The organism is Halobacillus sp. ACCC02827 (assembly GCF_030291935.1).
Taxonomy (GTDB): Bacteria; Bacillota; Bacilli; order Bacillales; family Halobacillaceae; genus Halobacillus.
The window spans coordinates 1037758-1057966 of the sequence record NZ_CP128168.1 but is presented as its reverse complement, the minus strand read 5'-3'; the positions used below and the strand labels follow the sequence as shown (position 1 = coordinate 1057966).

Here is a 20209-nt window from a genome sequence, read left to right as displayed (position 1 = left end):
TTTAGTGGTAGAACTGTATTTAGATGAAAGCCGTCCACACCGGTCAGGAATTGGTGAGTTGTTCGCGAAGATTCCTGCGAAGTATTTTACCTGTCGTATTCTTCGGCAGCTCTTTCATGAACTCGATTCTCGAAGGACGTTTGTATTTGGCCAGTTTTTCCTTGCAGTAGTTTTTCAGCAGATCCTCCGTAAGCAGTGGGTTCTTTGAAACGACAAAACTGATCACCGTCTCTCCCTGCTCCGGATCGGGCGCACCGACAACCGCTGCTTCTGTTATATCTTCATGGTGGTAAAGAACTTCTTCCACTTCCCTCGGGTACACATTGTAACCGCCGACAATGATCATATCCTTTTTCCGATCGACGATATAAATATAACCATCCTCGTCCATCCGGGCCATGTCTCCCGTATAAAGCCAGCCATCGCGGATTGTGACAGCCGTCTCTTCCGGAAGCTTATAATACCCTTTCATGACGTTGGGACCTTGGACAACGAGTTCTCCAACCTCTCCCGTGTCGACCTCTTCCCCGAGCTCATCCACGATTTTATTAACAACATTCTTTATATTCATACCGATCGAACCGGGCTTCCTTGGACGGTCCAGCGGATTGAATGCGGTTACAGGAGACGCTTCGGAGAGCCCGTACCCCTCAGAAATACGCACTTCAAACCGCTCTTCAAAAGATTGAAGCAGAGAAACAGGCATAGAAGACCCCCCGGAGATACACAAACGCATATGGCGGAATGTCGGCTCCTGTCCTGCACCGGTTTGGAGCAGATAATTGTACATCGTCGGAACTCCGGCGAATACGGTAGCCTTATGCTCCTCTGCGACGGCAAAAACTTCCTGAGGAGAGAACTTAGGAACGACGAGCACCGTTCCACCATTCATCAAAGGGGCATTCAAGCTGACCGTCAAACAGAACACGTGGAACATGGGAAGTGTCGCTATGACACGGTCCTCCGCGTTGATCGCTAAGTAATCCGCCACGTCTGTGGCGTTGGAATACAGGTTCCGATGGGTGAGCATCGCTCCCTTCGGTTTTCCGGTCGTACCGGATGTGTAAAGAATGACGCCCACATCCTCTTCGTTTAAAGGCGGCCCTTCAAACAAAGGGTCTCCTCCTGCGACTACACTTGTAAACGATTTCATTTTTCCCGAAAGCGAAGAAGCGGAATGATCGATCCCGGACCCTGTGTCCGCAGCGAAGTAATGAAGGATATCCAGGGACTCATCCATATACTCAAACTGCTCAAGGAGGATGTCCATCGTAATGACAGCCTTCACATCGCCATTCTTTAAAATATAGCTCATTTCATCCACGGTATAAGTCGGATTGATCGGGATGACCGTCGCTCCTGCACGAAGGGAACCGTAAAGACCGATCATAAACAGAGGACTATTCCCACTCACAAGCGCGATATGATCCCCGCTTCCATATCCAAGCTGCGACAACGCACCAGCAAATTTCGTAACCGACGAATCAAACTCCTGGTAACTGACCCGTTTGCCCTGAAATATGTAAGCATCGCTCTCGGGCTGTCTGCCGGCGGTAAGCGACAGCTGTTCGCTTAAGTTCATGCATGCTCCTCCTCAATGAATGAATAATCATTCAATTTATTAATTTTCTATATAATTATAAAATACTGACAATTATTTAGCAACTTTTGCAAAATAATAGAAAAACACCGGTGCGTCCTATCCGCACCGGCGTCCTCCTTAATAAATCATTTCCAGAAAATCTTCTTTCGTTATCTTCCCAAGGTAGTACGACACATCCATGTCATCTAAAGCCGCAGAAAGCGATTGACGGTCATATTTCGTACCGATCAGCGCATCTTCCACTTCTGAGATGTCACCAACGCCGAAGAAGTCTCCAAAGATCTTCGCATTCTGTATATACCCCTTCGTCACGTCCAGACGAATGTCATAACTGCCGGCACCTTCGATACGCTTCGTATGCTGAATGTTGAATTTCGGTGATTTTCCGTAATTCCAATCCCAGTTCTTATAGCGCTCCTCCGCAATTTTGTGGATATTCGCCCAGTCGTCTTCTGTCAGCTTGTACTGTGGTACATCGGCTGCGTCTTCGACATCAAAAATATAGCGGAGAATTAATTCTTTGAATTCCTGCATGGAGATCTTTTCGTCCATGAATTCAGAGATGTTGGCCACGCGGCTGCGAATGGATTTAATACCCTTCGATTTTATCTTCTCTGTCTTGACATTCAGGGCAGAGACGACATTCTCGATTTCTGAATCCAGCATCAGCGTGCCGTGACTAAACATTCTTCCCCTGGTGGAAAACTGAGCGTTTCCTGAAATTTTGCGACCGTCCTCAGCGACAATATCGTTACGCCCGGACAACTCAGCGTTGACACCGAGTTTCTTAAGCGCCTGCGTTACCGGTTCTGTAAACTTCGCGAAATCATGGAAACTGTCTCCGTCGTCTTTCGTAATGAAACTGAAATTCAAGTTTCCAAGGTCATGATAAACGGCACCGCCGCCGGAAAGCCGGCGTACCACATGAATGCCGTTCTCCTCGACGTAGTTCGTGTTGATCTCTTCCACCGTGTTCTGGTTCTTTCCGATGATAATCGACGGTTCGTTGATATAGAACAGCAGATACGTTTCGTTAATATCCAGGTTTTTCAAAGCGTACTCTTCAATAGCCAGGTTGATTCTTGGATCGCTAATTCCTTCATGATCGATAAAAAGCATACCGTTCACCCTTTCAGTCCGTTATTCCCTCTCTTATTGTAAGCGTTCCGACAAAGTTAGACAATGATTTTACCCATCCCAGGACCATCCTTCCTCTGCTAGGTGGATCGTTCCCGAAAAAACATCCTCCGCCTCCTGCTTCAGTTTTGTCCAGGAGCCGAAGTGCGGGAGATGGCTGAGCAGGAGTGTATCGACACCGGCGTCTCTTGCAATCGTCGCTGCTTCCGTACTCGTCATATGTCCGGGACCTTTCCCGTCCATTCCTTTGTAGAAATTCGTATCGGTAATAAGCAGATCTGCATCCTTAGCAAATCGTGCCCAGGTTTCTTTATAACTCGTATCCGCTGTATAGACGACCGTCTGCTCTCCATCGGTTATTCTCATGCCGTAACACGGAACAGGATGTGCTGTTGGGTGAAAGTCTATACGGAAAGGACCGACATGCAGCGGCTGCTCCGGCTCATAGGCGATTCCTTCTGTGTATTGATGGGTCAGGGCGGAAAACTTCTCTTCGTCTTCCAGATGTCCATAAATCGGCAGGGTCTCCTCCGTCTGTTTCAGGTTATTGTGAACAAGCCACGCATACTGCAACGGACCTACATCCGCCATATGATCCTGATGATAATGGGACAGGACAACCGCATCTACGTCTTCCAGTTTCCGAAACTGCTGGAGCCTGGACAATACACCGCTTCCGCAATCCACCAGCATGGAGAAGCCGTCTTTCTCAAATAAATAGCCGGACGTCGCACTTCCAGGACCGGGAAAGGCACCCCAATAGCCTATTACTGTCAATTTCAATTCACTCACTCCCTGTATCTTTTTTCCTATTTTTCAATTGTTTTATAACAGTTGGTTGATTTCTGAATATTGTTATAATACAATGATTTTACATTAAAAGTAATTGGAGGCGTTTACAAATGATGAATATTCTAGAATTCTTCCGCAACCTACCGAAAAAACACTGCTCTACCTGTGGGCAGGTTATCGATGAAAAAGCAGACTGCTACGGAAACCTCTGCGACGAATGTGACCATCCGGCCCGTTAATCTTATTATTCCACAAATATCATAAGAAAGAACAGGAGATTTCAAGCAGCCGAGGCTGCTCTTTTTTTTTGCACAAAAAAAACCACCCGGCAGAGTTTCTACTGGATGGAGAGTTTCTTTCGCTTCGTGGAATTGCGGATAAGTAATTGATGAGGGTAAACATACCTTCTCGGCATGACGGCTCCTGGATGGAGAAGCTGCTGAATCAGTATTTCAACCGTTTTATCCGCCATCTCCGTGACAGGTTGTTCCACCGTCGTGACAGAAGGTACCATCAGAAGGGAAATCATTTGATTATCGAAGCCGATGACTGCCAGGTCTTGTGGAATGCTCCAATCCGATGATGCCGATTCATAGATAAGCCCCGCGGCCACTTCATCTGATCCTGTGAAGACCCCGTCGATGTATGGATGATCTTCTTTGATGAAATGGAAGACCTTCTGTCCGTCCCCCACATCCATCGCCCAATCAACAGCAACCACTTCCGTCAGGTCCATTCCTGCTTCTTCCAATGCCTGATCGAACCCATGCCGTCGCTCCCTCACAAGATGCGACCCCGGACCTCCACTGACATAAGCAAAATGGCGGCAGCCCTGTTCAATGAGATGGGAGGTGGCTTCGTAGGCGGCCTGCCTATGATCCATATGCACCATAGGAATAAGCGGCTCGTCCATATATTCATTACAAAAAACAATCGGACCGGACTCCAAATACGGCTCCACTTCCTTCCAATCATTAACGACAGAAGCCATAATCATCCCATCCACCTGCTTGGTTTTCAACAACTGCAGATAGTCTATTTCTTTTTTCTTGGAATCGTGTGTCTGGCAAACAATGACCTGATAACCCCATTCCGACGCTTTCTCCTCAATTGCCTCGATTAAGTTTCCGAAGAAAGGATTCGTGAGACGAGGCAGGAGCACAGCGATCGTTTCCGTCCTTTGACTGCGGAGCCTTCGAGCAGAAGAGTTCGGGACATATCCCAGTTCCTTCATCGCCTGAAGGATACGCTGGCGTTTCTCCTCCGTAACGTAAGGTTGATCATTGATAACCCGGGATACTGTTGTCCGGGACAATCCCGCAAGTTTTGCTACATCTTCAATTGTAGCCATTCCTACTCCCCCTTGATGTTATCTTGAAAACGTTTCCAATTATCATGATACTAATCCTTCCACCATCTTGCAAGCCCTTTCACTATACGAATCATAATATTTTTTCCTTTTTATGTAATGGATCATAGGTGCTGCGCGCTTAACGTACGATTATTAAAAGGAAAAAAAAGGGAGTGTAAGCGTGGAGAAGGTCCTTATTTTCGCAGATCCCGGAGTGGATGATGGATTCGCCCTGCTTTATGCACTTAACCATCCGGACATCACCGTTACAGGTATCGTTGCAGATTATGGGAACGTCAGCCAGGAAGATGCTTTAAAGAACATCACGTTCCTGCTTGACCTGACCGACCAGCAGCAAATTCCAGTGATTGTTGGAGCAAAAAGACCGCTGTCAGGAAATCCTCCCGAGTATTTTTATGACATCCACGGAGTACACGGCCTTGGGTTTGTCGTCCCTGACAAATGCATCCAGCGCATCCACCCATTCCAGAAAATCTATCAAATCATCGATCAATATCGATCCGAATTGACCATCATCAGCCTTGCACGGCTGACTTCCCTCGCCCTCGCGTTCATACAAGCGGAGAGCAATGTAACGAAAGTGAAACAGACGCTTCTTATGGGCGGAGCTTTCCTCGTTCCCGGAAACCGAACGCCGCTTGCAGAAGCAAATATATACGGCGACCCACACGCAGCCGCGACGGTCATATCCAACAGCCGCAATACGACGCTCCTCCCGTTAAACGTCAGCAACCGGGCTATTGTTCCGGATCACATGATTGAATCCATTGCGAAGCAGGCGTCCGGTCCATATAGCAGCATCCTTATTCCGATGATGCGCTACTACAGCAAACAGTACGAAAAAATCCTGCCTGATGCAGGCGGTGCACCTCTGCACGATCTAATTGTTTTCTCCTATTTAATGCATCCGGAGTACTACCAGGTCGTCCATAAACAGGTCGAAGTCGTAACTGCCGGTCCATCTAAAGGGCTGACCTATGCTGATTTCCGCGCCGCTCCGGAGAAGGTACCGGGATCACCGGTCCACACCATTGCCCTTGATTTCAACAAGGAGCTTTTCCTCGACGACATCATGAAGGTGTTGGCATAGAAAAAGCTGCCGCACGTGTGCGACAGCTCCAGTTAGTTATTCAAATAGTCCACGACTTTCCGGACAGCCGCTTCTCCTTGATCGATACAGTCCGGCAGACCGATACCGTAAAAAGAACCACCAGCCAGATACACCCCCGGCAGGTGTTCGGCCATTTCTTCCGTCACGTGCTTCAGTCGATCCTTATGACCGACTTTGTATTGCGGCATACCGTGATGCCAGCGGGTGACAACGGAGAATTCAGGGGCTGCCGTTATGTTCATCGTCTTGTTCAAATCCTTAAGGACTAACGCTTCTATCTGCTCGTCTGACAGATCGACCACTTCCTGATCGTCCGGTTTCCCGACATAGCAGCGCAGAAGGACTTTCCCATCAGGGGTGGAATGCGGCCACTTCTTGTGGGTCCACGTACAAGCAGTGATTCGGAAATCACTGTTCCTCGACACGACAAAGCCCGTCCCATCAATATCCTTCTTAATAGCAGATGCGTCAAAAGCCATCGCAATGTTGGCGACAGACGTTGCATTCTTCTCCTTGAACGGCTCGAAGAAATCATACTGCGAGAACAAACGGCGGACAACGAAATGCGGAACCGCCAGAACGATCGCATCTGCCTGTTTGACCGTGCCGTTACTTAAGAGAAGGTGATACCCTTCCTCTTTCTTTTCAATATGATCGACACCTGTCCCTTTATGAACAGAGCCAGGTTCTAAATGATCCTCAACCGCATCAACGAGTGAACCAAGTCCGCGCTTCAGCGTACGGAAAGCACTCGGCTTCTTCTGTCCTTTGACAGGCTTCGGGATCTTCCGCGTGGCACGAAGTCCTTTGATTAAGCTGCCATATTCCTGCTCCAAATCGTAGAAATCAGGGAACGTGGCCTGCATGCTCAATCGATCGATATCTCCGGCATAGATTCCCGATAAAAGCGGCTCTACCAGGTTCTCGACAACCTGATTGCCGAGACGGCGGCGGAAGAAAAGTCCGAGCGACTGATCGCCTTCCACGGTTTTCTTCGATTTGATCAAGTCCATCGCCGCCCGCACTTTGCCTGCCGGAGTAAACAGTCCGGAAAAAAGAAACGGCCGAATCCTGGTGGGTATTCCCATAAAGGAACCGCTCGGCATCTTATGAAGCCTGCCGTTCACAAGAATGTACGACTGACCGGTCCCGTTTGGAACAAGCTCACTTCCAAGGCCTACCTCCCTTGCTAGGCGCCCTGCGGATTCTTTTCTCTCAAGGAAAGAATCGGGGCCACGCTCAATCGTGAAACCATCCTTCTGATACGTATGAATTTTACCTCCGAGGCGATCACCGGCTTCCATGAGCTGAACATTCATGTCCTTCCCGGAAGACTTCGCCTCTTTCTGAAGATAATAAGCTGCCGTTAAACCGGTGATACCGCCACCGATGACAACAACATCCTTCTTCTGTCCCATCCGTATCCCTACTCTACTTCAGCCAAGACGACTTCGGCCAAGGTCTGAATAAATTGAGGATTGGTATTCGGCATTTCCGGACGATAGTAATTCGCTCCAATTTCGTCACAGACGACTTTACACTCATAGTCGTTGTCGTACAGAACTTCGAGATGATCCGATACGAAACCGACGGGAGCATAGACGAAGCTGGTGTAACCGTTCTTCTCATACAGCTCTTTCGTCAAGTCCTGCACGTCCGGACCGATCCACGGATCCGGGGTGTTCCCTTCACTCTGCCAGCCGATTTCATATTGTTTAATTCCTGTAGATTCAGAGATGAGTTCTGCTGTCTTCTTCAACTGATCCGGGTATGGATCGCCGCCTTCAAGAATTTTCATCGGCAGGCTGTGAGCAGATACGATCAAGCACGCCTTCTCCCGTTCTTTTTCATCCATCTTGGCATACTCCGCTTCAATAACGCCGCTCCAATAATCGATAAATCCTTCTGCATCGTACCAGCTCTCGACAGATTGGATGGAAATGCCGTGTTTGTCCGCTTCTTCTTTTGCGCGACCGTTATATGATTTGACGCTGTACGTGGAATAGTGTGGGGCGAGAACGATGGAGACAGCCTCCGTAATCCCGTCTTGCGCCATTTGTGCCACCGCATCTTCCACGAACGGTTCAATATGTTTCAATCCAAGGTAAAGCTTGAATTCCACTTCATCCTGGATACCATTCAACTTATCTTCCAAAGCTTTTCCTTGGTCTTCTGTAATTTTAGCAAGAGGAGATATGCCGCCGATGGCGTCATACCGCTCGCGCAAATCCTGAAGCAGTTCTTCAGACGGTTTACGTCCTCTGCGTATATGAGTGTAGTACCTTTCCAAGTCCTCTTCTTTATAGGGCGTTCCATAGGCCATCACTAACAGCCCCATGCGTTTTTTTGCCATGCTTATACACCTCTTCCGCTCTTTTTCGAATAATCATGAATCAGATTCGTCAATCGCTTCAGCGTTTCAGGCTTGATGTCCGGCGTCACACCGTGACCAAGGTTGAAGATATGGGCGGGATGCTTCCTGCCTTCATCAATGATACGTTTGGCACGCTCCTCGATCACTTCCCAGTCCGAAAGCAAAAGGGAAGGATCCAAGTTGCCCTGAAGCGGTTTTGTGATTCCGGCTTCTCTTGCTTCTGTAATCGACATTCTCCAGTCGAGACCGATGACGTCCACAGGAAGGTCATTCCATTCGTTGATCAAATGACGGGCACCGACACCGAACGTGATCAACGGGACTCCTTCTTCTTTCAATTCAGAGAAGATCCGCTCCATGACAGGCTTGATATAAGTGCGGTAGTCTTCAACATTAAGGGAACCGACCCAGGAATCGAAGATCTGGATCGCTTTCGCACCAGCGGCGACCTGTGCCTTCACATAGGTAATCACCATGTCCGCCAATTTCTCCATCAGCTTGAACCAAGTCATCGGCTCACTGTACATCAACGCTTTCGTCTTATTATAGTTTTTGGACGGTCCGCCTTCAATCATATAGCTTGCGAGAGTGAAAGGTGCCCCGCTGAAACCGATCAACGGTACGGTCAGCTGTTCTCTCGTAAGCAGCCGGATCGTATCCATGACATAAGGTACATCCGACTCCGGATCGATGGACCCTAGTTTCTCGATATCCGCTTTACTTTTGATCGGGTTATGAATCACCGGCCCGATGCCTTTCTTGATCTCGACATCGACACCGATCGCCGGGAGCGGAGACATGATGTCTTTATAAAGGATAGCTGCGTCCACCCCGTACTGTTCAACCGGAAGCCTTGTTACATAAGCACAAAGCTCCGGTTCATGAGTAATTTCGAACAGCGAATATTTCTCTTTCAATTTCCGATATTCCGGTTGGGAACGTCCGGCCTGACGCATAAACCAGACCGGAGTATGATCCGTCTCTTCCCCTCGAAATGCTCTCAATATCGTATCGTTTTCGATTTTATTCATCCTAAGGACTCCTTTATCACGTTCATCATTTATCCGCTTTCAACTATAACGATTTATCTTTTATGTGTATAGAAAAAAGGATAATTTGTCACTATTTTGTACTTTTTAACACGAGTCATCCGAAGGTAACGACGTTGGACCGGCGTCCTTCTTTCCCTGTTAATGGGTCATAAGGGACGATATAGTACGATTCCTGCTGGAACAGACGGAATCCATTGATCTTGTATTCTCCTTTACCAGTCACTTCTCCAACCTTAACATCTTCTCCGTTTTCCATTTTAAAAATACGGTAGATAATCCGGTCATCCTCAGGTACAGACCAGGTGATCGTGTGCCGGAACGAAGCAATACCGCCAAACCCGGCATCAGCACGGGCATCATCAATGACCGGCAGTTCGATTGGATCAGGCAGGCTCTCCACGCCGTCCGGTTTATCGAACGTTTCCTGCAGAGGTTGCTGCTGATCGATCCGGCTAAGAATTTCTTTCATCAACCGTGTCGGATATACACTGCTCCCATTCAGGACCTGATTGCCTCCGCTCTCATCATAGCCCATCCAAAGAGCGCCTGCGTACTGCGGGGTATAGCCTGTGAACCATACATCCTTCTTACCATTCGTGCCCGTCTTGCCCGCAAGCGCCTTCGGATAATTTCCAGCACCAGCTGTACCTTCTTCCACTGTCGCTTGCAGCATTTCCGTCATATACCAGGACGTCTGCGCATCAAACACTTTCGTTACAGAAGGCTTATGCTCATGGATGACTTCATCATTCCGGTCGAGGACCTTCCGAATCGTGTAGCTGTCCCGTACCGCTCCTCCTTCCGGAAAGGCGCCGTAAGCTTCTGTCATTTGTATAGGCGAATAGCCGGTCGACAAACCTCCCAGTGCGATAGCAAGACCTTTATCTTTCGTCGGCAGGCCAAGCTTATCCAAGTACCCTTTTGCATAGGATATTCCGATTTTATCGAGCAGCCAGACGGCCGATACGTTCTTTGATTCCATCAAGGCCTGATACAGGGAAACTTCCCCGTCATATTGACCATCATGATTCTTCGGTTCAAAATCTCCGAACCCCTGAAACTCATCGGACAAAAGGGAGAACGGGTCATAGTCGCCGGTCATAAGAGCCGGCCCGTACACCGCCAGCGGTTTAATGGTGGAGGCCGGGGGCCGCTTCGCCTGTACCCTGTTGAAGTCTCCATGCTGGAAATTGCGTCCTCCGACCACGGCTACCAACGCACCGGTTCGATGATCCATCAACGTGAAAGCACCTTCGACTTCTCCCGCTGATCCGGGCACGAATTCCCCATTCTTCATTTCCCCTGCTGCGATCTTTTGAATCTCCGGATCCATTTCTACGATGATTCGGTATCCTCCCCTTTTCAGTTCATCACGGGAAATATGGTACCGATCCGCTGCTTCATCGATGACGAGATCCACATAACTGTTCGACCACGTTTCCGGCTCTTCGTCGTCTTTTTCAACAGCAAGTGTCGATCCCTGCATCTGCTTCATCGTGGCAGCGTCAATGGCGCCCACGTCATACATACGGGAAAGTACAACATTTCTTCTTTGTTCCGCTTCTTCCGGATGATCAAAAGGAGAGTACGTGTTTGGTGCTTTCGGAAGTCCAGCGAGCAGGGCTCCTTGAGCCACGGTCAAATTTTCCACGGATGTCTGGAAGTAATGCTGGGAAGCGGCCTCAATTCCATAAGCGCCTTCCCCGAAATAAATTCGGTTCAAATACAGTTCCAATATCTCATCTTTCGTGTAATTCCTTTCCAGGTAGGAAGCCGCCATCATTTCTTTCGTCTTTCTCATCCACGTCTTCTCATTGGAGAGGAACAGGTTCTTCGCCACCTGCTGGGTGATTGTACTCGCTCCTTCCACTTTCTTCATGGCGATAATATCTTTATAGACGGCTCGCATAATGCCTTTAAAGTCTACACCGGAATGGTCCCGGAAGCGGCTGTCCTCCACTGCGATGAAAGCTTCCTGCACGTGCTCCGGAATTTGGGAGATCGGGACGACCTGACGATTCTCCGTATAGATCCGCTCGATGACGTCTCCATCCGGCGTTTCTACCGTCGTCATTTCATTCAATATCAAATCTTCTTCCTCTACAACAAACCGACCGCCGAAAAGAATCGTCATATAGCCGATGAGTGCAAGCAGGAAGAAGGAACCAAGGACAATGCCCGGCCACTTCAACCGTTTGCTCCACGGCGGCAGTTTTTCTGTTATTTTCTTGAAGTTCAACTATTTGCATCCTTTCCTGCTATTCTCCTTCCTGCTTGCCATGGTGGATCGGCGGTTGGTAAACTGGAACCAACGTGAAGAAAGGAGACATCGGTTATGAAGGTTTCGATGACGCATGGTACATTAAACTATCTATCCAAACTGAAAGAGCAGCATCCACAAGCCCCTCTGTTTTTCATGCAGGACGGAGATAAGACCGTCGCTTATTATGAAGGGGAGGATACATCCATCTTTGAAGAAGGACGGGATTATGAAACCGTCGACCACGTCGGAACCGTTCAAGCGGACGGCTTCGTGGTCATGAATAACATCCCTGTCAGCGACGAAGGCCGTCCCGTATTCGAGGACCGCTTCAAACAACGGGCTGGAAATGTGGAACAGCGCGAAGGTTTTCAAGCCATCCGCATCCTCCGTCCTTTGAAAGGTAACACCTATGTCGTCTTCACCCAGTGGCGGAACGAACAGGATTTTGAAGATTGGAAGAACTCCAAATCCTTTGACGATGCCCATAAGAAGTCCGGACCGAAGCACGCGAAGAAGCCTTCTTTCATCGACGGTGACGCTTATATCACCAAATACCATATGACACAGCTAGACGGGTAGTATAGAAAAGTGAGCGGCACGAGGCCGCTCACTTTTTTTGTTGCCTGAAATATCAGAGGAAACCCGCGAAGCTGCTCGTTCAGCCCTGCCCTTCCTCTTCTGCGTCCTTCAGCACTTCCTGATGAAAGAAATCATCGAAAGCTGTGACGGACTGCTCGCCGACGATCCGTGCCTGCTCTTCCCCGTCTTCAAAATGGACGAGCGTCGGCGTCGATTCAATGCCGTATTCCTGGAATTGATCTTCAAACTCATCCAAATTCAGCTTCTTCATATCAACTCCGAGTTCATCGGTCATCGGAACAAGCACCGGGGTCGTCCGCTGACAGTGGACACAGGTAGGACTGTAAAAGTAGACCGTAACCGGCTCCCCGGACGCGATTTCTTCCTGTAGATCGTCCGGCTGGATCTGGTTCTGATAGTTCGGATCATCGAGCTGATCGATCGTCGCCTGATCCAAGTTGTCTTTTCCATAAGGATTATCCGCCGTCTTCTGGCCGTTTTGATAGTTCACGACGACAATCAGGACGACAATTAATACAGCGAGAATACTTGCAAAAATGATCATATTCTTTTTCATGCTTCTTTTCTCCCCTTCTGTCTAACAAGTGTCAAATGAATGATGAAGATGATAAGGAATGCGATACCGGCCAGAAAAGGAATCGTGATGAAGCCGAATACGTTGATGTATTGCCCGTTACAAGGGACAAGTCCGCAGCTGTCGGTCGTCGACAGTGCAGGAATTTTCTGGATACAGTAATGATAGATCGATACGAGTGAACCGATTCCACTCATGAAGAGCCCCGGCAGGGCGATGTCCATATTTTTCTTAATCAGAGAAGTACCGTAAATCAGGACGAGCGGGTACATAAGGATCCTTTGATACCAGCACAGCTCGCACGGAATATAGCCGAGCACTTCGGAAAAGAACAAACTCCCGGCGGTAGCGACGAGCGCCACTGCCCATATAAGGAAAACCCGTGTTTCCATGTCTTTTTTCATACGCCAAATCCTTTCTTAACCTCTCTCTCACCTGCCATTATACAATGGATCCAAAGGAAAACAAAGGGATTTCCCGGCTGCCGGACAACCGCCTATTTCCAGGGAAATACCCACCGTCTTCCTCCATATATGAGTGCTGATGTTTAAAGGAAAAGGCACGGGGAATGATAATTATAGACCATGTTTTACGAAAGGATGTTGCTCGATGGATGAAAAAATGAAAGCATTGATCGAAGGCTTAAACGAGGATTTGTCCCATGAGTATGCGGCATCGATCATGTACACGTATAATGCCGCTGTCGTCACAGGCTTGTACCGGTCTGTTTTAAAGCCGTTCTTTGAAAGTGAAGTAGCCGACGAGCAGGGCCATGCCCTCTATCTGGCTGAAAAAATCAGCACACTGGGCGGAACGCCTACGACGACTCCGGCAGAAGTAAAACAGTTGAAGGATGTCCGGCCGATGCTCGAAGAAGCGAAAGAGGCAGAACGCCAGACGATTCAACGGTATGAAGAACGTAAAGCGCAGGCAGAGGAACTCGGGCTGACAGAATTGTCCGTCAAGCTTGATGATATGATTGCAGATGAAACCGGCCATATGGAAGAAATCGGCCGCCTGCTGCAGGATTCACGCCTTCACGATTAACAGCATATCCAGAAAAGCCCCGGCCGTGCCGGGGCTTTTCTTATTATCAGAATAATAATATTTGTTTGTGAATGCCTCGGGAGTGTATTAAAATTTACACATAGGAAAAGGAGGCAGATAAACATGTGGGAAAATATTTTCCAAGCGATCGACGATTTGTACGACAAGATGGTCGAAACGAGAAGGTACTTACATCAGCACCCGGAAGTTTCCTTTGAAGAGGAACAGACAGCGAAATACATTGCAGATACATACGAGAAGCTGGGCATCCCGTATGAAACGGGCATAGGAGGTAACGGCGTCATCGCCACTCTGAAAGGCGGGAAACCAGGTAAGACCGTCGCTCTGCGTGCGGATTTCGACGCACTTCCGATTCAGGAGGAAAACGATGTCCCCTACCGCTCGAAAAACGACGGTGTCATGCATGCCTGCGGCCATGACGGTCATACAGCAGCGCTCCTCGGGTTAGCAGAAGCCGTTCTGCCGTATAAAGAAGAGATTCCGGGAACGATCCTGTTTCTTCATCAACATGCCGAAGAATATGCTCCCGGCGGGGCGAAGCCAATGGTGGAAGCCGGCGCTATCGACGGCGTCGATGCTGTCTTCGGTACCCACTTATGGGTCGATGCCCCATTCGGAACGATCCAGACGTCCAAGAGCGCGTTCATGGCCGGTGCCGACCGCTTTGAGATCACCATTCACGGTAAAGGCGGACACGGAGCAATGCCTCATCAAACAAAAGATGCTATTGTCATCGGCTCCCAGCTCGTCACTTCCCTGCAGCAAATCGTGAGCAGACGTGTAGACCCACTTAAAACGGCTGTTGTCACTATCGGAACGTTCGAGGCAGGACAAACATTCAACGTCATTGCTGACTCCGCTAAAATTACCGGTACCGTCCGGACGTTCGAAACAAAAGTCCAGGATTCCATTATCGAAGAAATCGAGAAGATCCTGAAAGGGACATGTACCGGTTATGATGCAGCGTACACCCTGGAATATCATAAAGGATATCCTCCCGTCATTAATCATGCGGAAGAGGCCGAGTTAATCCTAAAAAATGCTCCGAAAGCAGAAGCCGGGCTGAAAACAGAAGAAATAGCCCCAAGTATGGCCGGCGAAGACTTTTCCTATTATTTGCTGGAGAAACCGGGCGCCTATTATTTCACCGGAGCAAGACTACCGGACCACTATTACCCTCATCATCACCCGAAATTCGACTTTGATGAGCGGGCAATGAAACACGCTGCAAAGACGCTGTTCCAAACATTCCTCAGCTACCAGGAAAACCATAAACATTAAAGAATCCGGAGACGGCAGCACTGCATCGCCGTCTCCCCTAAATGATGAAGCATTCTGCCATTTACGGCGAATCCCACTACAGCCCCGACTCCAGGGAGCAGTTGGAACAGCTTCACAAAATCAATCGTATCCCGATATTCCTGCTGAAGAGTCTGCCAATCCATCTGCTTCGCTTCTTCCGGAAGCTCTTCCCACTTCCAAAGCTTTTCTTTCACCCCTGCTCTCGCCTCATCACTTGAGAAAGCGAGCAGAAATATATGAAGAAGATAAAGCCTTTCTTCATACCTTTCCACTTGCCATCCATAAACCTGACCTGCATCAAATAAAAACTTCATTTTTATACTTAAGAGCAGTGGGAAGTCGGCCAACCCAATCCAGAAACCTCCGAGGCCTGTTCCAGCCCCCTCTAATGCCGCACTCCTGCTATATTTACGGCGCAGTTCCATCACTTTCTCTTCCTTTTCTGCAAACGTCCATTCCGGGTCTACTTCGACCCGATCTATATATTTCGATGTTGTCAAAGCGGTTTCGATCATTCCTTTGACGGCTTCCGTGACTACCTTATGCACGTTGTCCGGAATTTTATCATTCACTTTCGTCTGAAACCGCTTGGATGACCGCTGCAGCCGGGAAGGTCGTTTCTCAAGCGCGCGGGCCCATCGCTCGGCTTCACTCTTTACACGTGATTCATAGGACATGTATCTCCCTCCATTCCGATTATTATATGAAAAATCCGGACATGCCGGTCTTCCGAGGAGGAATGCCGGGACAATGTCCGGATGAAGCCGGGCCGTAAACGTGTACGTTTCTAAACCAGCTTTTGTTTCACATAACTATTTATAAATAGATAGCTGAATACTGCTCCGCCTCCCCAAACGATGACGAGACCGACAGGGTTCCATTGGACAAGGAATAAGAGTCCGAAGAGAAATGTCTGAAACAGCATAAGCTGCTTCATCCAACTAAGCAGCGCTTTCGTTTTCCATTCCTTCTTTAATGGATAAATATCCATCCAGGCAATCGTCCGGTGATGGTTCCAGAGCGACATCATTTGAAAAGCGGTCAAATAAAGAAACAGGAGAGCGAAGGCCGCTTTGAACCAGACATTCGGAACGAACCAGACAGCGAGACCGCCTATGACGATCAAACGGAAATACATGCCCAGATAATCACTGCTTCTGACGAACGTAATCCGGTATAAATAAGCGAAAGCCTGGTCTTGCCGATAGGTAAGTCCACCAATCAGTGCCCGCACTAAACCATGTCTTTTCTTGACGGTGTTCTTCAAATGAGGGACATCCGTAAACATATTGGCGATCCTGTAAAACGTACGCATCCTTTGCTGGTCTTTTTGTACAAGCAGATCCCAAGTCAGCCCGGCTTTTTTCCTGGAAAGGTTGTACGAATAAAGAACGACGACTACAAGCAGAACGGTTACGATACTTGCAAACAACCACTCCCCTTTCGCCAGGAAGTAAAAGATGACCATATTCAGGACGGCTTTTACAAGCTGGTCCGTGACTCGGATCCGCGGACTGCGTTCTTTCAGCATCCACCAGTTCGACAACATATTCCACACCTTGATGATGAGTGCGACTCCGATCATCATTAAATAATGGCGGGTGCCGAATTCCGGATAAGTGGCGAAATACAGCGGCCCAAGTGCAGCACCTATCAGGAAAATGAGGTATAGCTGGATGACATAGCTGTAGTACAAGCAGCGTCTGAAATAATCTCCAAGATGATATTCTGCAGGAAGAAGAAATACTAAGTCCGGCTCTTTGAGAAGCGTGCGTACCGGGCTGTAGCTCACCATATATCCGAAAGCCGCACCTACGATCAAAGCCGTTGGAAAGCCTTCCGGGATATCCTGCAGCCACTGCTGATAGAAATAGGCGAGAGCGGAAACGAAGAAGAACATCGCGACGGCCATGTGACCGTTAAAAATGTACTTCAAGTACCGGTTCGTTTCTTTCATATGTGCGGAGAAGCGTTTTTTCCAAAATTCCTTGGCATTAATCATGCTGCTCTTCCTTCGTCAGTTCCACATAGATATCATCAAGTGATGCCTGCGCTTTACCAAACGAACGGCGCAGTTCTTCCAGCGTGCCTTGTGCGCGTATTTCCCCGTCATGAAGAATGATGAAACGATCGCAGTACTTCTCGGCCGTCGCGAGGATATGGGTCGACATCAGGATTCCAGCCCCTTTGTCGCGCATATCCTCCATCATCTGAAGATAGGACTGGATTCCGAGCGGATCGAGACCGACGAACGGTTCATCGACGATATACAGCTCTGGTTCGATCAGGAAAGCACACATGATCATCACCTTCTGTCTCATCCCTTTCGAGAAATGAACAGGGAACCATTTCAGCTTCTTCTCCATCCGAAATTCTTTTAAGAGCGGGTCCATCCTTTTCTTGAATTCATCCTCCGGAACGTTGTAAGCCATCGCGGTCAAATGCAGGTGTTCATAAAGAGTCAGTTCATCGTACAGGATCGGCATTTCCGGTATATAACCGAGCTGCTGCCTGTATTTCTCCGGCTCTTCATCAAAAGAAGTTCCGTTGATGGCGACCTTTCCTTTCTTCGCCTGCATCATGCCGATGATGTGTTTGATCGTCGTACTCTTCCCTGCTCCGTTCAGTCCGATCAGACCGACAATTTCCTGTGGATTTACATCGAAGGAAATGCCGTGCAGGACGTTTTTGTGCGTATAACCTCCGTGGAGATCTTCAATATGTAATAAAGGTTCCATTGTATTCCCCCATTTTCTTGAACATCACGTTTGCCAAAATTTTATCATATTTCCTTCCGCGATACACTTTTCGCCGTCGAGAACAGCAGAGTTTCTGTGATACAATGAATGACAAAAGAAAAGGAGTGTTGACATATGGCAGAATCGTGTATTTTTTGTAAAATTATCGACGGCGAAATCCCGTCGGCAAAGGTATATGAAGATGAAGACGTGTACGCCTTCCTCGACATCAGCCAAGTGACGAAAGGACATACCCTCGTCATCCCGAAACACCATACACAAGACGTGTACCACACCGATCCGGAAACAGCTGCCCGCCTGTTTTCGAAGGTACCAGCCATAGCGAACGCAATCAAAAAGCAGTATGAACCGATCGGAATGAATATCCTGAACAATAACGAAGCTCCGGCAGGACAGTCGGTTTTCCATCTACATATCCACCTGATTCCCCGCTACGGCGAAGGGGATGGGTTTGATGCCAAGTGGGAAGTGCATACCGACGACTACTCAAGCGATGACCTGCAGACAATCGCAGCCCAGATCGGGAGCCATCTTTAAAACAGCCGTCTTTTTTGATTTTTAACGAGCTTTTGATATAATATCTGCATACGATCGCAGGTGGTCATGAGGACACACCTGGACGTAAATACAGTAGAGACCAGCATAGTTGAGGAGAGGTTTGTAAATGAATATTCGAGTATTAGTCATGTTATCGTTGTTAGTAGGAATTGGAGCCGTGCTTCACGCCGTAGCACCGCCGTTTTTCTTCGGGATGCGTCCGGATATGATGCTTGCCATGATGTTCTTAGGGATTCTGATGTTTCCAAAAGTACCATATGTGCTTTTAATTTCCCTTGCGACTGCGTTCATATCCGCACTTACGACCACAGCCCCGGGCGGCCAACTGGCCAATATCATTGATAAGCCCGTTACTGCTTTCGCATTTTTCGCTCTCGTACTGATGACGAAGAAAATCTCTCATCATAAAGTCACACAGCCTGTACTTGCCGGCATCGGCACGATGATCAGCGGATCGATTTTCCTAGCCGTTGTTCTTTATATCATCGGGTTGATGGATGCCAGTTTCGGTATTATGTTCGCAACCGTCGTGTTGCCTGCAACTGCCTTTAACATCCTGTTCATCGCGGTAGTCTACCCGATTGCCACGAAAATCATGAAACGGACATCCATCGCCAAGACAGCCGCCGGTGTGACAGCAAAATAACAGCAGAGGATGCTGCAAGGGCACTACGGGCGTAGTGCCCTTGGTTTACTACTTCGGGGAGCAAGGAATTTTTTGTTGTTTTTCATGTTTCAATCATACATATTAAGAGAAAATATAAATAAGAGCCATTTTCGAAAGGAGACGGAATATGCCAAACGGTAAATCATTAGCTTTAGGTTTTCTTGTCGGAGGTACGGCAGCAGCCATTTACACCCTGCTTAATACGCCTTCTTCCGGGCGGGACTTCAGGGAGAACGCGAAACTGAGGAGTGAGAGTTTGAAGAACACCGTCCTCAGTTTGAAAGAAGAAGGATTCCAGTTGAAGGATCAGATTGCTCAGACTTCCAAAGAAGGCGCGGAGCTGATCAAAGAGCTGTCCGAAGACGTGAAGACTTCCATTGAAGGCTGGAAGCGTACCGTAGAGCCTCATCAGAAGAACATTCAAAAGTACTTGGAACAGATCGAAGAAAGCTTGAAAGAGCTGGAAGAGAAGGCCAAAGCAGAACAGCCGGGCCACACAACCCAGCCAAGTCATGAAGTCATTAACCACCAGTAAACGACACGGAATCCCGCTGCATGAAGCGGGATTCTTTTTTATTCAGCCGTCTGTTTGGAGTGTATATCAGATAGGGCTTGGTCGATTTCAGCTCTATGCAGATTTTTCACGAGCGATACTCCCCTTTTGTTCTTCACGTCTGTTTTTTTAAAAAGATTCTGAAACGACTCAAATTCCATGGAACGAATGGAAAATGAAATCCTCCATACTTTAAAAGATGTATTTTGACCCAAAACCTTGAAGCTTCCATCCAAAACGAACCAATTTATGTTAAAATACCTATACATTTATAGTTTGAAATCGTCAGTCTCGGGAAAGTGTTCCATAAGGGAGGACACCCGGCTGCGAGAAATTTTTATACTATATCAGCACATTATATCTTGATAATTCATAGAAATTTTATATCATTAGTAGTGGAGAAAGATATCATCGTAAACTAACG

At 48.1% G+C, this 20209-nt stretch carries 21 protein-coding genes; 8 read left to right on the top strand and 13 right to left on the bottom strand.

Going from position 1 to position 20209, the window contains the following annotated elements:
* Positions 1–43: 43 nt before the first annotated feature.
* The 3 genes from QRD89_RS05485 to QRD89_RS05475 all read right to left on the bottom strand — a co-directional run bounded on the left by QRD89_RS05485 (position 44) and on the right by QRD89_RS05475 (position 3523).
* Positions 44–1582 (bottom strand): fatty acid--CoA ligase family protein, encoded by a 1539-nt coding sequence (locus QRD89_RS05485; protein WP_286096466.1) that lies wholly within the window; start codon positions 1580–1582, stop codon positions 44–46.
* Between the two features lie 138 nt (positions 1583–1720).
* A complete protein-coding gene (gene lplA / locus QRD89_RS05480) occupies positions 1721–2722 on the bottom strand; it encodes a lipoate--protein ligase (protein WP_286096465.1) in 1002 nt (333 codons plus the stop codon).
* 69 nt (positions 2723–2791) lie between these two features.
* Positions 2792–3523 carry an MBL fold metallo-hydrolase gene (locus QRD89_RS05475; protein ID WP_286096464.1) on the bottom strand — a complete coding sequence of 244 codons (732 nt, stop codon included), beginning with the start codon at positions 3521–3523 and terminating at the stop codon, positions 2792–2794.
* A 119-nt stretch (positions 3524–3642) separates the two neighbouring features.
* Between QRD89_RS05475 and yhfH the strand changes: the two genes are divergently transcribed.
* The gene (yhfH, locus tag QRD89_RS05470) at positions 3643–3771 is read left to right on the top strand and encodes a protein YhfH (protein WP_081594845.1); all 129 of its coding nucleotides are present in this window, start codon (positions 3643–3645) and stop codon (positions 3769–3771) included.
* Between the two features lie 98 nt (positions 3772–3869).
* Here yhfH and QRD89_RS05465 read toward each other — a convergent pair whose 3' ends face one another.
* Positions 3870–4883 (bottom strand): LacI family DNA-binding transcriptional regulator, encoded by a 1014-nt coding sequence (locus QRD89_RS05465; protein WP_008638866.1) that lies wholly within the window; start codon positions 4881–4883, stop codon positions 3870–3872.
* Positions 4884–5064: 181 nt separating this feature from the next.
* On the opposite strand from QRD89_RS05465, the gene QRD89_RS05460 reads away from it, so the two are divergent.
* Positions 5065–5994, top strand: a complete 930-nt coding sequence (locus QRD89_RS05460) for a nucleoside hydrolase (RefSeq protein ID WP_286096463.1) — start codon at positions 5065–5067, stop codon at positions 5992–5994.
* Positions 5995–6026: 32 nt separating this feature from the next.
* Here QRD89_RS05460 and hemY read toward each other — a convergent pair whose 3' ends face one another.
* The 4 genes from hemY to QRD89_RS05440 form a co-directional block, all read right to left on the bottom strand.
* Positions 6027–7433, bottom strand: coding sequence for a protoporphyrinogen oxidase (hemY, locus tag QRD89_RS05455; RefSeq protein ID WP_286096462.1), 1407 nt, complete (start codon positions 7431–7433; stop codon positions 6027–6029).
* A gap of 8 nt (positions 7434–7441) precedes the next feature.
* Positions 7442–8368: a ferrochelatase gene (gene hemH / locus QRD89_RS05450; RefSeq protein WP_008638872.1), complete on the bottom strand. Its 927-nt coding sequence runs from the start codon at positions 8366–8368 to the stop codon at positions 7442–7444.
* A gap of 2 nt (positions 8369–8370) precedes the next feature.
* The gene (gene hemE / locus QRD89_RS05445) at positions 8371–9420 is read right to left on the bottom strand and encodes a uroporphyrinogen decarboxylase (protein WP_008638874.1); all 1050 of its coding nucleotides are present in this window, start codon (positions 9418–9420) and stop codon (positions 8371–8373) included.
* 115 nt (positions 9421–9535) lie between these two features.
* Positions 9536–11680 (bottom strand): transglycosylase domain-containing protein, encoded by a 2145-nt coding sequence (locus QRD89_RS05440; RefSeq protein WP_286096461.1) that lies wholly within the window; start codon positions 11678–11680, stop codon positions 9536–9538.
* Positions 11681–11776: 96 nt separating this feature from the next.
* Between QRD89_RS05440 and QRD89_RS05435 the strand changes: the two genes are divergently transcribed.
* Positions 11777–12283: an antibiotic biosynthesis monooxygenase family protein gene (locus QRD89_RS05435; protein WP_008634803.1), complete on the top strand. Its 507-nt coding sequence runs from the start codon at positions 11777–11779 to the stop codon at positions 12281–12283.
* Positions 12284–12362: 79 nt separating this feature from the next.
* Here QRD89_RS05435 and QRD89_RS05430 read toward each other — a convergent pair whose 3' ends face one another.
* Both QRD89_RS05430 and QRD89_RS05425 read right to left on the bottom strand, forming a co-directional pair.
* Positions 12363–12860, bottom strand: a complete 498-nt coding sequence (locus tag QRD89_RS05430) for a thioredoxin family protein (RefSeq protein ID WP_008634799.1) — start codon at positions 12858–12860, stop codon at positions 12363–12365.
* Positions 12857–13282 carry a disulfide oxidoreductase gene (locus QRD89_RS05425; protein WP_152522229.1) on the bottom strand — a complete coding sequence of 142 codons (426 nt, stop codon included), beginning with the start codon at positions 13280–13282 and terminating at the stop codon, positions 12857–12859. Before QRD89_RS05425 ends, QRD89_RS05430 begins: the two co-directional genes overlap by 4 nt.
* Positions 13283–13487: 205 nt before the next feature.
* On the opposite strand from QRD89_RS05425, the gene QRD89_RS05420 reads away from it, so the two are divergent.
* Positions 13488–13925 (top strand): ferritin-like domain-containing protein, encoded by a 438-nt coding sequence (locus tag QRD89_RS05420; protein WP_008634790.1) that lies wholly within the window; start codon positions 13488–13490, stop codon positions 13923–13925.
* Positions 13926–14048: 123 nt separating this feature from the next.
* The gene (locus QRD89_RS05415; RefSeq protein ID WP_286096460.1) at positions 14049–15227 is read left to right on the top strand and encodes a M20 family metallopeptidase; all 1179 of its coding nucleotides are present in this window, start codon (positions 14049–14051) and stop codon (positions 15225–15227) included.
* Here QRD89_RS05415 and QRD89_RS05410 read toward each other — a convergent pair.
* The 3 genes from QRD89_RS05410 to QRD89_RS05400 all read right to left on the bottom strand — a co-directional run bounded on the left by QRD89_RS05410 (position 15224) and on the right by QRD89_RS05400 (position 17986).
* On the bottom strand, positions 15224–15925 hold the full coding sequence (locus QRD89_RS05410; protein WP_008634779.1) for an EcsC family protein: 702 nt from the start codon (positions 15923–15925) through the stop codon (positions 15224–15226). The two genes, QRD89_RS05415 and QRD89_RS05410, sit on opposite strands and share 4 nt — an antisense overlap.
* A gap of 110 nt (positions 15926–16035) precedes the next feature.
* Entirely contained in the window at positions 16036–17250 is a 1215-nt protein-coding gene (locus QRD89_RS05405) for an ABC transporter permease (RefSeq protein ID WP_286096459.1), read from the bottom strand.
* Positions 17243–17986, bottom strand: a complete 744-nt coding sequence (locus QRD89_RS05400; RefSeq protein WP_062512852.1) for an ABC transporter ATP-binding protein — start codon at positions 17984–17986, stop codon at positions 17243–17245. Before QRD89_RS05400 ends, QRD89_RS05405 begins: the two co-directional genes overlap by 8 nt.
* A gap of 135 nt (positions 17987–18121) precedes the next feature.
* Between QRD89_RS05400 and QRD89_RS05395 the strand changes: the two genes are divergently transcribed.
* From QRD89_RS05395 to QRD89_RS05385, 3 genes are all read left to right on the top strand, one after another.
* Positions 18122–18544: an HIT family protein gene (locus QRD89_RS05395; protein ID WP_062512850.1), complete on the top strand. Its 423-nt coding sequence runs from the start codon at positions 18122–18124 to the stop codon at positions 18542–18544.
* Positions 18545–18671: 127 nt separating this feature from the next.
* Positions 18672–19211, top strand: coding sequence for a tryptophan transporter (locus QRD89_RS05390; RefSeq protein ID WP_008634771.1), 540 nt, complete (start codon positions 18672–18674; stop codon positions 19209–19211).
* A 148-nt stretch (positions 19212–19359) separates the two neighbouring features.
* Positions 19360–19767: a YtxH domain-containing protein gene (locus QRD89_RS05385; protein ID WP_008634769.1), complete on the top strand. Its 408-nt coding sequence runs from the start codon at positions 19360–19362 to the stop codon at positions 19765–19767.
* The last annotated feature ends 442 nt before the right edge of the window (positions 19768–20209 follow it).